This is a genomic window from Chryseobacterium gossypii (assembly GCF_041361455.1).
GTDB classification, from domain to species: Bacteria; Bacteroidota; Bacteroidia; order Flavobacteriales; family Weeksellaceae; genus Chryseobacterium; species Chryseobacterium gossypii.
This window is the reverse complement of sequence record NZ_JBGCUR010000006.1, coordinates 37730-50632: the sequence shown is the minus strand read 5'-3', so window position 1 is coordinate 50632 and position 12903 is coordinate 37730. Positions and strand designations below refer to the sequence as shown.

14 protein-coding genes are annotated in these 12903 nt (G+C 37.9%); 12 read left to right on the top strand and 2 right to left on the bottom strand.

From position 1 onward, the window contains the following. Window positions 1-120: 120 nt before the first annotated feature. From smpB to ABMQ40_RS05435, 5 genes are all read left to right on the top strand, one after another. Window positions 121-579, top strand: coding sequence for an SsrA-binding protein SmpB (gene smpB, locus ABMQ40_RS05455; protein WP_370897509.1), 459 nt, complete (start codon window positions 121-123; stop codon window positions 577-579). 77 nt (window positions 580-656) lie between these two features. Further along, on the top strand, window positions 657-2141 hold the full coding sequence (locus tag ABMQ40_RS05450; protein ID WP_370897346.1) for an OmpA family protein: 1485 nt from the start codon (window positions 657-659) through the stop codon (window positions 2139-2141). A gap of 94 nt (window positions 2142-2235) precedes the next feature. Further along, on the top strand, window positions 2236-2976 hold the full coding sequence (locus ABMQ40_RS05445) for a YebC/PmpR family DNA-binding transcriptional regulator (RefSeq protein WP_370897344.1): 741 nt from the start codon (window positions 2236-2238) through the stop codon (window positions 2974-2976). 57 nt (window positions 2977-3033) lie between these two features. Continuing rightward, window positions 3034-3858, top strand: a complete 825-nt coding sequence (locus ABMQ40_RS05440) for a UDP-2,3-diacylglucosamine diphosphatase (RefSeq protein ID WP_370897342.1) — start codon at window positions 3034-3036, stop codon at window positions 3856-3858. Next, window positions 3858-4829 (top strand): glycosyltransferase family protein, encoded by a 972-nt coding sequence (locus ABMQ40_RS05435; protein ID WP_370897340.1) that lies wholly within the window; start codon window positions 3858-3860, stop codon window positions 4827-4829. The genes ABMQ40_RS05440 and ABMQ40_RS05435 overlap by 1 nt, the downstream gene beginning before the upstream one ends. Here the strand turns inward: ABMQ40_RS05435 and ABMQ40_RS05430 are convergent. Together ABMQ40_RS05430 and ABMQ40_RS05425 are read right to left on the bottom strand one after the other, a co-directional pair. Further along, complete coding sequence (locus tag ABMQ40_RS05430; RefSeq protein ID WP_370897338.1) at window positions 4818-5108, bottom strand: GNAT family N-acetyltransferase; 291 nt, start codon at window positions 5106-5108, stop codon at window positions 4818-4820. The genes ABMQ40_RS05435 and ABMQ40_RS05430 overlap by 12 nt on opposite strands. 71 nt (window positions 5109-5179) lie before the next feature. Further along, entirely contained in the window at window positions 5180-5929 is a 750-nt protein-coding gene (locus tag ABMQ40_RS05425) for an RDD family protein (protein ID WP_370897336.1), read from the bottom strand. A 27-nt stretch (window positions 5930-5956) separates the two neighbouring features. On the opposite strand from ABMQ40_RS05425, the gene ABMQ40_RS05420 reads away from it, so the two are divergent. The 7 genes from ABMQ40_RS05420 (at window position 5957) to ABMQ40_RS05390 (ending at window position 12850) form a co-directional block, all read left to right on the top strand. Next, window positions 5957-6940 carry a stage II sporulation protein M gene (locus tag ABMQ40_RS05420; RefSeq protein ID WP_370897334.1) on the top strand — a complete coding sequence of 328 codons (984 nt, stop codon included), beginning with the start codon at window positions 5957-5959 and terminating at the stop codon, window positions 6938-6940. Then, window positions 6924-7886, top strand: a complete 963-nt coding sequence (locus ABMQ40_RS05415; protein WP_370897332.1) for a DUF4013 domain-containing protein — start codon at window positions 6924-6926, stop codon at window positions 7884-7886. Before ABMQ40_RS05420 ends, ABMQ40_RS05415 begins: the two co-directional genes overlap by 17 nt. Then, window positions 7879-8673, top strand: coding sequence for a DUF4129 domain-containing protein (locus ABMQ40_RS05410; protein WP_370897330.1), 795 nt, complete (start codon window positions 7879-7881; stop codon window positions 8671-8673). Before ABMQ40_RS05415 ends, ABMQ40_RS05410 begins: the two co-directional genes overlap by 8 nt. Window positions 8674-8687: 14 nt before the next feature. Further along, window positions 8688-9845 (top strand): DUF4350 domain-containing protein, encoded by a 1158-nt coding sequence (locus ABMQ40_RS05405; RefSeq protein WP_370897328.1) that lies wholly within the window; start codon window positions 8688-8690, stop codon window positions 9843-9845. 88 nt (window positions 9846-9933) lie between these two features. Then, entirely contained in the window at window positions 9934-10956 is a 1023-nt protein-coding gene (locus ABMQ40_RS05400; RefSeq protein WP_370897326.1) for an AAA family ATPase, read from the top strand. 94 nt (window positions 10957-11050) lie between these two features. Next, window positions 11051-12373, top strand: coding sequence for a DUF58 domain-containing protein (locus tag ABMQ40_RS05395; protein WP_370897324.1), 1323 nt, complete (start codon window positions 11051-11053; stop codon window positions 12371-12373). Window positions 12374-12430: 57 nt separating this feature from the next. Beyond that, entirely contained in the window at window positions 12431-12850 is a 420-nt protein-coding gene (locus tag ABMQ40_RS05390) for an OsmC family protein (RefSeq protein WP_370897322.1), read from the top strand. Window positions 12851-12903: the final 53 nt, after the last annotated feature.

The following is a 12903-nucleotide window of genomic DNA, read 5'->3' as shown; positions in this document are numbered from 1 at the left end:
TAGTTTTGTAAATTTGGCGCAAAAATACAAAAAGAATTTGGGTATTTTGTAATAATGTAATAGTCAAGTTTTTAATGTACTGTATTTTTTTATATATTTCATTAACGAAATTTTAAAATGATGAAGATTGAAAAAACAGTCAATATACTGAACAGAAGAGCAAGGTTTGAGTATGAGATCCTGGAGGAATTTGAAGCGGGAATGGTTTTGACGGGTACGGAAATAAAATCTTTGCGTTCCTCCAAAGCCTCTATTGCAGAATCGTTCTGTCAGTTTATTGATGGGGAATTATACATCATCAATATGATGATAGACGAATATAAATTAGGCACATTTTACAATCACAAAACAAAAAGGGAACGGAAATTGCTGTTGCACAAAAAAGAATTGCAAAAACTTGAAAAGAAGTTGAAGGATGCAGGAAATACAATCGTACCTTTAAAACTTTATATCAATGACAGAGGCAAAGCTAAGGTGTTGATAGCCCTTGCGAGAGGTAAAAAACTTTTTGATAAAAGAGAAGCGATAAAAGATAGAGAAAATAAACGAAACCTGGACAGAATATTAAAGAAAAGTTAAAAATCATTTGAAAAACTTTGTATATAAAGAAAAATTATATTTATTTTGCATTATCAATTATTTAATCATTTAATTCTATGAAAAATCTAAAATTAGGAATTTCAGCATTGGCACTTACTGTTGCTTCTACTGTATTCGCTCAGACTACCAACAATCCGTGGTTGATCGGAGTTGGTGCTCATGCGGAAAACCATATGGCACAGCAGAACAACTTCAGTAATACGTTCTCTGCTAATAATTTAACGAAGACTTTGTTCAATATGAACAACTTCTCTATTACTCCACCACTTTCTAAACTTACAGTTGCAAGAAACGTTGGTAAAGGTTTAGTAATTGACTGGCAGACTTCAGTTGGAAATGTTGAAAACCAAAGATTCAACATGGGGAAAGAATTTTTCCTTATGACAGGTCTTGGTTTCCAGGCTAAAGCTGCAGGTCTTTTATGGAATGAGGAGTCTTGGTTTGATCCATATTTAAGAGTTGGTGCTAACTATTTAAGACATGACTATACAGCACTTACTTTCCCAAGAACTGACGCTAACGGACACGTGATCACTAATGGAGATAACGGTGATGAAAACGGTAAAGCAAACTTCTTTACAGTTTCTACAGGTGCAGGTGCTAACTTCTGGGTAACTAAAAACTTCGGTTTAGGTATTCAGGGAGATTATGTATCAACTCCTGGTGATAAATCTACTGTTGCTAACTTTTGGCAAGCTTCTGCATCTTTATTATTCAGATTTGGAAACAGAGATAGAGATAAAGATGGTATCCTAGATAAAGACGATCTTTGCCCTGATACTCCAGGTTTACCAGAATTCCAGGGATGTCCTGATACAGACGGTGACGGAGTTCCAGATAAAGACGATCAATGTCCAGATGTAGCTGGTCCTGTTGAAAACAACGGTTGTCCTTGGCCAGATACAGACGGTGACGGTGTTATCGACAAAGATGATGCTTGTCCTACAGTAGCAGGTCCTGCTGAAAACAACGGTTGTCCTTGGCCAGATACAGACGGTGACGGTATCCTAGATAAAGATGATGCTTGTCCTACTGTTCCAGGTCTTCCAGAGTACAACGGATGTCCTAAGCCTAAAGAAGTGATCGCTCAAGAAGCTACAGGAGCTCTTAAAGATATCTTGTTCGACTTCAACAAAGCTACAATCAGACCTGAGTCTAGTGGTAAACTTGATCAAGCTGCTGAAATCATTAAGCAATCTAACGACGGTACATTCTTAGTAACTGGTCACACAGATAAGAAAGGTTCTGACGCTTACAACTTGAAACTTTCAAGACAAAGAGCTGCTGCAGTAGTTGCTGCTCTGGAATCTAGAGGTGTTAACGGAAGCCAATTAAAATCTGTAGGTGTAGGTGAAAGAGATGCAACAGTTTCTGAAAAAGCTTCTGATGCAGAAAGAATGGTAGACAGAAAAGTAGTTGTAGAAGCAGTGAACGGTGCTGCTTGGGATGCACTTAAGAAGTCTGACCTTGAAGTTGTAGAGAAAAAGACTACAGTGAAAAAAGCTCCGGCTAAGAAAAAAGTAGTAAGAAAAAGAAAATAATTAATTTTTCTAAATAATAAATACCTCCAAATTTTTGGGGGTATTTTTTTTTCATCCACTTTTAAGTATTTTTGTTGAAAATTTTAAAATAAAAATGGGAAGAGCGTTTGAATATAGAAAAGCTTCTAAAATGGCCCGCTGGGACAAGATGGCCAAAACTTTCTCTAAAATCGGTAAAGATATCGCATTAGCCGTAAAAGCAGGTGGACCAGATCCGGATTCAAACCCTGCGCTGAGAAGATGCATCCAGAATGCCAAAGGAGCGAATATGCCAAAAGATAATGTAGAAAGAGCCATTAAAAAGGCAAGTGGTGCAGATGCAGAAAACTACGAAGAAATCACTTACGAAGGATATGGCCAGGGTGGAGTGGCGTTTTTTGTGGAATGTACCACAAATAATACAACAAGAACCGTAGCCAATGTAAGGGCTATTTTCAATAAGTTTGACGGAAATCTTGGGAAAAATGGTGAGCTGGCGTTTATTTTCGACAGAAAAGGGATTTTCAATATAGACCTGTCGCAGATTAAAATGGATTGGGATGATTTTGAAATGGAAATGATCGATGGCGGTGCAGAAGAAATTGATAAGGATGAAGAAGAAGTAATGATTACCACCGCTTTTGAAGATTTTGGCTCCCTGTCTCATAAACTGGATGAGCTGGGAATTGAAGCTAAAAGTGCGGAACTTCAGAGAATCCCTAATAATACCAAAGAGGTCAGCGAAGAGCAATTCAAGGCTAACATGAAGATGCTTGAACGTTTCGAGGAAGATGACGATGTACAGAATGTATATCACAATATGGAAATCACAGAAGAGTTAATGAACTCTTTGTAAAATATAATATAACATTCATATACAGTTAATTTTCAATTAGTTTCTTTGCATAAAATTATGAAAAGAAACGTTGAGTTAGTTGTGATATCGGATGTTCATCTGGGAACTTACGGATGTAAGGCTAAAGAATTATTGAGATATCTTAATTCCATACAGCCTAAAACTTTGGTTCTGAATGGCGATATTATAGATATCTGGCAATTCAAAAAGTCTTACTTCCCTAAACCCCATCTGAAAGTGATCAAAAAGATTCTTTCATTTGCTACCAAAAATACAGATGTTTACTATATCACCGGAAACCATGATGAAATGTTCCGGAAGTTTACCGACTTCGAATTAGGTAAACTGAAAGTCTGCAATAAAATCTGCCTGGATATCAACGATAAAAAAACCTGGATATTTCATGGAGATGTTTTCGATGCCTCCGTTCAGCATTCCAAATGGATCGCTAAACTCGGAGGAAAAGGATATGATCTGCTGATCATGATCAATAATGTTGTAAACTGGTTCCTGGAGAAAATGGGTAAGGAAAAGTACTCCTTTTCAAAGAAGATTAAAAATAATGTAAAAAAGGCCGTAAAGTACATTGGTGATTTTGAATTGACGGCATCCGAGCTTGCAATAGACAATCATTATGAGTATGTAATTTGCGGACACATTCATCAGCCTCAGATCAGGAAAGTGATCAATAAAAAGGGCTCCTGTACCTATCTTAATTCAGGGGATTGGATCGAAAACCTTTCTGCTTTGGAATATCATGATAAGGAATGGAAGATTTTTTATTACGATGAACACAAACATTTGCTGAAGGATGACGAGGCTGAAGAAATTCAGGATATCAACACTTCCGAGCTTTTAAAAATAGTAACCAGCTTTACCTGATGAAAGTTTTATATGCATTTCAGGGAACTGGAAACGGACATATTGCACGGGCCCAGGAGATTATCCCCCTTCTTAAAAAGCACGCTTCGGTAGATACCCTGATCAGCGGGCACCAATCGCAGTTAAAGGCTGATTTTGATATTAATCTCCAATACAGGGGGATTTCCCTTCTTTACAATAAAACAGGCGGCCTGTCTTACCTTAAAACCTTTACGGATAATAGGTTCTTTGAAGCGATAAAAGCGATCAGGGATCTGGAGCTTTCACAATATGATTTGATCATCAATGATTTTGAGCCCCTGACGGCCTGGGCATGCAAAATAAGGAAGCTCCCGGTAATAGGATTAAGCCATCAGGCTTCAATGAGCTTTAAGGAAACACCCAAACCTGAGAAAAAAGATTTTTTTGGAGAGCTGGTCCTAAAATATTATGCTCCGGCTGAAAAAAAGCTAGGCTTTCATTTTGAAAATTACCATCCGCAGATCAAAAAGCCGGTTATCAGGAAAAAGATCAGAAATCTGAATCCTGAAAAAAAAGGGTATTACCTGGTATACCTGCCCAGCTTTTCAGACGAAAACATTATCAGGGTCCTGAAAGAAATCCCTGTGGAATGGAAGATATTTTCCAAATACAGTAAAATACAATTTAAGGAAGGAAATGCCGAAGTTTTCCCGATTGATGAGATCCAGTATTTAAAATACTTTGAGCATTGTGACGGAATCCTGTGCAATGCCGGCTTCGAAACTCCTGCTGAAGCTCTTTTCATGGATAAAAAACTATTTGTGATACCCATCCACAATCAATATGAACAGGAGTGTAATGCCTGTGCTCTGGATAAAATGGGAATTCCTAATTCCAAGGTTTTAAAAGCCGAAGAAATAAGAAATTGGGTAGCTTCAGACTTTCACCTTAAAGTCAATTACCCTGATAATATTGAAGACATATTGATAAATGAGGTTTTAGCTCTTTAAGAAGATGTCATCCACATCATTCATTCTCATCATTACCGATCTTGCATAGGAACAATGGGGATATACCTTCCAGTTATTTTCCCTTGCAAACCTGATGGCCTCTTCCACTAAGAATTTACCCATACCTCTTCCTTCAAATTCCGGGTGTACCAATACAAAGGAGATAATGAATTTATTCTGTTCAGGAAAGACGGTATAGGTGAGCCTTCCGATTTCTTTTATTTCATTATTCAGAGTGATGACTCCGCCATTCCCGGACTTATTATTGACAAATTCCATAATTAATCTTTATTGAATAAAGATACAAAAACTACACCGATACTATATTTGACATAGGTTAAGAAAAACACCTAGTGGTCCTTCCCGGTGTAATAGTTGTAATCTTTAATGATGATATTGATGAATTGCCTTTCCGTCATTTTTGTAGGGTCGATTTCAAGCTTCAGCGTGCTTTTGATTTTATCGGATAGCTTACTGATGATCTGCCGGTCGTCAATCCTAACCGCCTTGGTGTAATTGTCTTTTATAATTCTCATATCATTGTCGCTCAGGGCAATTACCTGGGGAAATGACGGGATATAGTCTTCATGGATGTTCTCTAAAATGGTATGAGAAATATTGATATTGTTTTTTAGAGATATGACGGCGGTACCTGAAGCGATATCGCCTAACCGTTGATTATTTTTGGAAACGATCATGGAGATCAGGCCTACAACTCCCATAAATGAAATATCAATCAGCCTGAAAACCCATCGGATCAGGTAATCTCCAAACCCGGCCTGATACCCGTCGATCTTCACCACCTTTATTTTCATAAGTTTTTTTCCGGGGGTCTGGCCCTCCATCAGGCTTTCCAGGACCAGCGGATATATATGGACCGGTAAGGTAAGGGCAATATAAATTGCTACTACAGACCATTGGTCCAGCCCGTACAACAGATATCCCAAATCAAAAACATTGAAAAAAAGATAAAAGATAAAGATCGTATAGGCCACCTTTATCAGCAGATCAATGATAAAGGCCAGCATTCTTTCACCAACACTGGCAATGCTGAAATTAATATTTACATTTTGTGAAGTATTAATCGCAATTTGAGACATAAATTTTATTATTTTAGCCTAACAATTATGAGAGAGGTTTATTTTATAAAACAAAATAAAGAAAAATGGTTGGGAATTGAACAGGTTATTCAGGGGAAAATAAAAAAAAATCCTGATGACTTGTCTTCGCTGTATATCAACCTGATCAATGATCTTTCTTTTGCACAGACGTATTACCCCAAAAGTAATACTACGGTTTATTTAAACTACTTATCCTCTCAGATCTTTCAGAAAATTTATAAGACAAAAAGAGTAGAGCAGAACAGGATCCTTTACTTTTTCGGTACGGAGGTCCCTTTACTGGTATATCAGTACAGAAGATATCTTGTGTATGCATTTCTGTTTTTCATCCTGTTTACATTAATAGGAGTACTCTCGGCCATTTATGATAAGGATTTTGCCAAGATCATTCTCGGCGAAAGCTATGTAAATGAGACTATTGAAAATATTAAAGAAGGAAATGCCGTAGGGATTTATCAGAGTGGCTCTACCTGGGGAAGCACAATAGGGATCATATTTAATAATATCGGCGTAGGGGCAAAGCTATATATTTACGGAATATCCGGTGGTGTAGGAACTTTGTATGTATTGCTTAGAAACAGCCTTATGCTGGGAACCTTCCAGTATTTCTTCTATGACTACGGAGCTTTAAAAGACAGTGCAAGAGGGATATGGCTGCATGGGGTCTTTGAAATATTTGCTATGGTGATTGAAGCAATGTGCGGATTAATTTTAGGGGCATCCATATTATTTCCCAGAACTTTTTCCAGATTTAATTCCTTTAAGAATGGTTTTAAAGATTCGTTTAAAATATTTCTGAGCACCATTCCTTTTACAATCTGTGCCGGGATTATTGAGGGATATGTTACTCGGCATGCCTTAAAGATGCCCTTGTGGATGAACCTGATTATTATCTTCGGATCATTGGCCGCTATCGGCTTTTATTATCTGATATACCCGTCTATTATTAACAAAAACGCTAATAACTATACTAATGATGCAGTTCTATAAAAAAAGGGATTTTGGCACCTTTATAAGCGATACCTTCAATTTTTTCAAGCTTTACGGTAAAAATTATTTTAAGAATTATTTTTTGATCAACGGATTGCTGTTGATCCTGCTTGTTGTGGTAGGGATTTTGGGCTTTCGGGAGCTTTTCGGACAGTTATTTGGTTCAAATATCGCCGGAAACGGCTATTATTTTGAACAGTATTTTGAAGATAACTGGGGGATGCTCATCATTACCGGAATATTGATGTTTCTGCTTTATTCAGCATTGACATTGGTGAATTTCCTGTTTCCCGTCTTCTATACCAAAAGAGTTTCTTCAGGGCAAACAAAAATAAAAACGGATGAGATCATTAATGATTTTAAGATTAATGCAGCTAAGGTGTTCAAACTTTACCTGGGCCTTACATTTCTTGTTATTCCTGTATCAATAGTGATATTCAGTATCTCCTATCTCCTGATATTCATTCTAATAGGGCTTGTCATCATATTGTTCGTAGCCCCTACACTGTTTAATGTGATAACCATCCTAAGCTATGACTACTTCAATAGCAGCCGTCGTTTTTTTGAAAGCCTGAGCTATGCCATAAGGTCACAGTTCTCTTATCCGAACGGAAGAGAAGGCTCACCTTACTGGAAATATTGGGGTTCCACTCTTATCCTGGCCATTATTTACTATGTGACCAGTTTAATATTCTCAATTGTTCCGATGATATTTTTTTATGGCTCCCTTTTCACTTCGACGCCGGATGCAAATTTTGAGCAAAATCCTTTGACGGGAACTTTCGGGATGGTAATTTTTGTTATCTATGGAATATCAGCATTGGTTTCACTGATAATGATGAATTTATTATATGTTAATTCAGGATTGATTTATTATGACAGCAGGACAGATCTGCATCAGAAAATGGAATTTGCGGAAATAGAAACCATCGGGATCAATGAATAAACTGTTCTTTTGTTTGATCTTGTTCTCTTCCGGATATGCCTGTGCACAGGATGAGGTGGATCCTCCGCCAATTTCGGAAGTATATGTTGATTCTGCATATACAGGACACTATAGGAATATGTATCCTGCGGATTCGGTGCTGATGAAAAATCCTGTTACCGAAAATACGGTATATCCCAAAACTTTCAGGGAAAATTTACGGGCCAGGTATAAAAGCAGTGAATTTGATTATACAACTTCTAAACCGAGGGAATCGTTCTGGCAGAAATTTCTGAAAAAAATAGACAGGATCCTGCAGAGTATTTTCGGGGAAACTCTTTTCAAAGGGTCCGCCAATATAGCAGGTCTCCTTATTCGTTTATTTGCGATTATCCTGGTTGGCTTTCTGCTCTATTTCATTGTCAGATATCTGTTAGGGAAAAACGGAAACGCTTTTTTTGCCCGAAAAAATAAAAAAGTTGATATCAATGATGAAGAGCTGCACGAGAACATCCATGAAATTAATTTCCCTGAAAGTATAGCAAGATTTGAGAGATCGGGGGATTTCCGTTCGGCAATTCGTTACCAGTTCCTGTTTACTCTTAAAAAGCTGAGCGACAAAAAGCTGATCAGCTGGAATCCTGAAAAGACCAATAAAGATTATGTGGCCGAATTCAAAGCACTGCATCTGAAAAATGATTTCCTTAATCTTTCCTATATCTTTGAATATGTCTGGTATGGGGAATTCGATATTGATGAGCAGAACTATGTTAAATTTAAAAGCCAATACCAGTCGTTTAATCCGTAGCCAATATTTCAGCCATGAATAAAACTTTCAAAATATATGCTTTAATTTTCATCATTGTTCTGGTGATCATGGCATTGCTTGAAGTCAATAAAAAAGAAACAACAGATTGGCGTAAGAATTTTGATGTTAACGAAAAATCTCCATTTGGGTTATTTATCTTTAATGAAGAGGTAGAGGGGCTTTTTAAGGGCAAGCTTAAAAAGATAGGTCAGACGCCCTATGATTACTATAGCCAGCATCAAAAGAAAGCTCATAATATTTTGGTGATTGAAAGTGAAATAGATACAGAATCCTGGAACAAGATCCTGGATGAAGTGTCCAAAGGCTCGGATGCAATGCTGATTGTAAGCCGGATCCCGAAAGAAATATCGGACAGCATCGGATATTATGATTCTACGCTTTCCTTTGAAGAAGAAAATGTACTGAAACTGACGGACAAAAAATATCAGAATGATTTTATCCGGCTGGATAAATTCCCTTCCGGCAGAGGATTCACATTTATTAAGCCCGGCGTTGAAGTTCTCGGTAAAACAGTTGAGAAAAACAATTCCGATCAGGCTAATTTTATAAAGTCAAAGTTTGGAAAAGGGACTATCTATGTTCATAGTGAGCCGCTTTTTCTGACGAATTATTACCTTCTGAAATCAGGAAATATAAAATATGCACAAGATGTTTTTTCGTATCTTGATGACAAAGAAACCCTATGGTTTGTTGAAAACAATACAGAGGTCTCCCGTTTTTTTATGAGATTTGTATTATCCAATCCGGCATTGAAATATGCATGGTGGGTATTCCTGGGGAGCCTGGTGCTGTTTATATTCTTTAATGCTAAAAGAAAGCAGCGGGTGGTTCCGGTTATCGAGCCATTGAAAAATACTTCCGTAGATTTTGTGAAAAGTATCGGCAACCTATATCTGCAGGAAGGAGACTTCCATGACATGATGGCTAAAAAAGCCCAGTATTTCCTGAATAGAGTAAGGATGGACCTGCTTATCGATACCCAGAAATTAGATGAAGAATTTGCCAAAAAGCTGCATTTAAAAACCGGAAAACCTCTGGAAATGATTGATGAGGCCATAAGCCTTATCAAAAAGGCTCAGGATCCTTATGCCGGTGTAATGAAGGAAGATCTGCCAAAAATGAATAAGCTGCTGGATGAGATTCTAAGATAAGAACGGGCAGAAAAACAAAAGAATTAATATTATTCAAATTAAAAATAAAACATAAATTTGGTGTGACACCAGAATAAAAGATAGATTTATGGAAAACCTTGAAAGCCAGAACGTAAGTCAAAACGATATAAATACTAAGGAAGATCAGTTCCAGTCAAGAATAGACATGATAGAGCTCCGTGCCAGTCTGGAGAAAGTGAAACATGAAATTGCAAAGGTGATAGTAGGCCAGGAAAGTATGATTGAGCATCTTTTAGCCGCGCTTCTGTCAAACGGCCATGTTCTGATCGAAGGAGTTCCCGGAGTAGCCAAAACCATTACGGCCAAATTGCTGGCTAAAACCATAGATGCGGGATTCAGCAGGATTCAGTTTACTCCGGATCTGATGCCTTCAGACATTCTGGGAACATCAGTTTTCAGTGTGAAGACCTCCGAATTTGAGTTTAAAAAAGGCCCCATATTCTCCAATTTTATTCTGATTGATGAGATCAACAGGTCCCCTGCGAAAACCCAGGCTGCACTATTCGAAGTAATGGAAGAAAGACAGATCACTATGGATGGCATCCGCTATACAATGGAGGAGCCATTCCTGGTTGTAGCTACCCAAAACCCGATAGAGCATGAAGGTACTTACAGACTCCCGGAAGCTCAGCTTGACCGTTTCCTGTTTAAAATCAATGTAAATTACCCGAATCTCGAGCAGGAAATATCCATTATCAGAAATCAGCATGAGAGCAAAACAGAAGATAAAACCGAAGTAGTAAACCGTGTTATCACTGCTGAGCAGTTAAAAAATTATCAGCATCTGGTAAAAGATATTATTGTTGAGGCCCAGCTGATGGAATATATAGCCAAGATTATTATCAATACCAGAGAGAACCAGTTTTTATATCTGGGTGCGTCACCGAGGGCAAGTTTGGCATTGTTAACTGCATCCAAAGCCTTTGCAGCCTTGAGGGGAAGAGATTTTGTCACCCCTGAGGATATCAAGGAAGCAAGCTATGCAGTATTAAGACATAGAGTGATCGTTGCTCCTGAAAGGGAGATGGAAGGCCTTACGGCTGATGAAATCATCCGCCAGATTTTGGAAGGAATAGAAATCCCAAGATAACGACCCGGAACCTGCACTGGCATAACCATTATTTTAGAAACGGGTGTCCGGATCTGTTCCGCACTCTTAAATTAAGCTAAATCCACATAACAAAATGAAAAATCTGTACATCAATAACCGCTTTTTTTTCGCACTTGCTGTAGTGGGGATATTGTATGTTCTGGCATTTTTCTTTCCGTTTGTTATGATAGTTGCCCACATCGTTTTATTAAGCTGTTTTCTTACGGCCATGGTTGATTATCTCTTACTTTTTAACCAAACAAACGGTGTGATGGCCCAAAGGATTCTACCTGAAAAACTTTCTAACGGTGATGAGAATCCTGTGAAAATAGATATCAAAAACAACTATAGCTTTAAAATTGATGTCAGAATAATTGATGAAATTCCGTTTCAGTTCCAGAAAAGAGATTTCCTGATTCAAAAGCATATCGAATCAGGAAAAAACAGCTATTTCCAATATATCCTGGAGCCTAAAGAAAGAGGAGAATATAACTTCGGGAGCTTAAATATTTATGCCTCATCACTGGTAGGGTTTGTGTCAAGAAGGTATAACTTTCAAAAAGGTGCCCTCTTACCATCCTATCCTTCCTTTATTCATCTCAGGAAATATGAGTTGATGGCTCTTCAAAGCGAATTTTTGTTAGGAGGAATCAGGAAAGTCAGAAAGCTTGGGCACACCATGGAATTTGAGCAGATCAAGGACTATGTCCCGGGAGATGATGTCAGAACGATCAACTGGAAAGCGACATCCAAGACCAGCCGTTTAATGGTAAACCAGTTCCAGGATGAAAAGTCCCAGCGTATATTTATGCTCATTGATACAGGAAGAACGATGAAAATGCCCTTTAAGGGATTAAGCCTTCTTGATTATTCCATCAATGCAACCATGGCCTTGTCCCATATCATCCTCAAAAAGGGAGATCGGGCAGGAATGATGACCTTCTCAAAAAAAACCGAGAATAAGGTGGCCGCAGAAAATAAGTCCGGACAATTAAGGAAAATTTCAGAAGCGCTCTACAATATCAAAACCGATTTTTTTGAAAGTGACTTCAACCGCTTATACCAGGATGTGAAATATTCCCTGAATCAGAGAAGCCTCATTTTACTTTTTACCAATTTTGAAACTCTGGACGGATTAAACAGACAGCTAAAATACCTCCGTGGAATTGCCAAAAGCCATCTGCTGGTGGTAGTGTTTTTCAAAAACGCGGAACTACAGACGCTGATCCATAAAAACCCTGAGAATATGCAGGAGATTTACGATGAAATCATTGCCGAGAAATTTGAGTTCGAAAAAAAACTTATTATTCAGGAGCTTAGGAAATATGGTATTTACACCGTTTATACCCTGCCTGAAAACTTAAATATCGATGTTATCAATAAATACCTTGAAATAAAAGCGAGAGGGATTTTGTAATTTCGCGTATTCACAATATCTTCATTTGATGAATCAAATTGTTTAAATGACCTTACAATGAAAATAACACTTAATAGAATAAACGACGATTTTTTGTTTGAATGTACCAACTCTCAGGGAAATTCTATCCTTCTGGACAATACTACGCAGCCCGGAGCAAAAGGAGTATCCCCTATGGAGAGCGTATTGATGGCAGTTGCCGGCTGTAGTGGGATAGATGTTGTTTCCATTCTCAAAAAGCAGAGACAGGAAATCTCGGGCTTTAAAGCCGAAGTAGAAGGCGAAAGAGTTCCTGTGGAAGATGCAAAGCCTTTCAGGTCTATGAATGTCAGGTTCTTTTTGGAAGGAGATATTGATCCTAAAAAAGCGTTAAAAGCAGCGCAGCTGTCTTTTGAAAAATACTGTTCCGTTTCCAAAACTCTGGAGCCAAATGTGGAAATCGGATACGAAGTTTTTGTGAACGGGGAAAAAGCATAATGTAAAATTCCGGGATCAGATATTCTGGAAATAAAACGGCATAACATTCATGA

Bases quoted from the DNA above. Each gene is read 5' to 3' on its own strand.
- ABMQ40_RS05395 (WP_370897324.1), top strand. From the start codon at position 11,051: ATGAAAAATCTGTACATCAATAACCGCTTTTTTTTCGCACTTGCTGTA.
- ABMQ40_RS05425 (WP_370897336.1), bottom strand. From the start codon at position 5,929: ATGTCTCAAATTGCGATTAATACTTCACAAAATGTAAATATTAATTTC.
- ABMQ40_RS05430 (WP_370897338.1), bottom strand. From the start codon at position 5,108: ATGGAATTTGTCAATAATAAGTCCGGGAATGGCGGAGTCATCACTCTG.
- ABMQ40_RS05440 (WP_370897342.1), top strand. From the start codon at position 3,034: ATGAAAAGAAACGTTGAGTTAGTTGTGATATCGGATGTTCATCTGGGA.
- ABMQ40_RS05420 (WP_370897334.1), top strand. From the start codon at position 5,957: ATGAGAGAGGTTTATTTTATAAAACAAAATAAAGAAAAATGGTTGGGA.
- ABMQ40_RS05405 (WP_370897328.1), top strand. From the start codon at position 8,688: ATGAATAAAACTTTCAAAATATATGCTTTAATTTTCATCATTGTTCTG.
- ABMQ40_RS05410 (WP_370897330.1), top strand. From the start codon at position 7,879: ATGAATAAACTGTTCTTTTGTTTGATCTTGTTCTCTTCCGGATATGCC.
- smpB (WP_370897509.1), top strand. From the start codon at position 121: ATGAAGATTGAAAAAACAGTCAATATACTGAACAGAAGAGCAAGGTTT.
- ABMQ40_RS05450 (WP_370897346.1), top strand. From the start codon at position 657: ATGAAAAATCTAAAATTAGGAATTTCAGCATTGGCACTTACTGTTGCT.
- ABMQ40_RS05435 (WP_370897340.1), top strand. From the start codon at position 3,858: ATGAAAGTTTTATATGCATTTCAGGGAACTGGAAACGGACATATTGCA.
- ABMQ40_RS05415 (WP_370897332.1), top strand. From the start codon at position 6,924: ATGATGCAGTTCTATAAAAAAAGGGATTTTGGCACCTTTATAAGCGAT.
- ABMQ40_RS05390 (WP_370897322.1), top strand. From the start codon at position 12,431: ATGAAAATAACACTTAATAGAATAAACGACGATTTTTTGTTTGAATGT.
- ABMQ40_RS05445 (WP_370897344.1), top strand. From the start codon at position 2,236: ATGGGAAGAGCGTTTGAATATAGAAAAGCTTCTAAAATGGCCCGCTGG.
- ABMQ40_RS05400 (WP_370897326.1), top strand. From the start codon at position 9,934: ATGGAAAACCTTGAAAGCCAGAACGTAAGTCAAAACGATATAAATACT.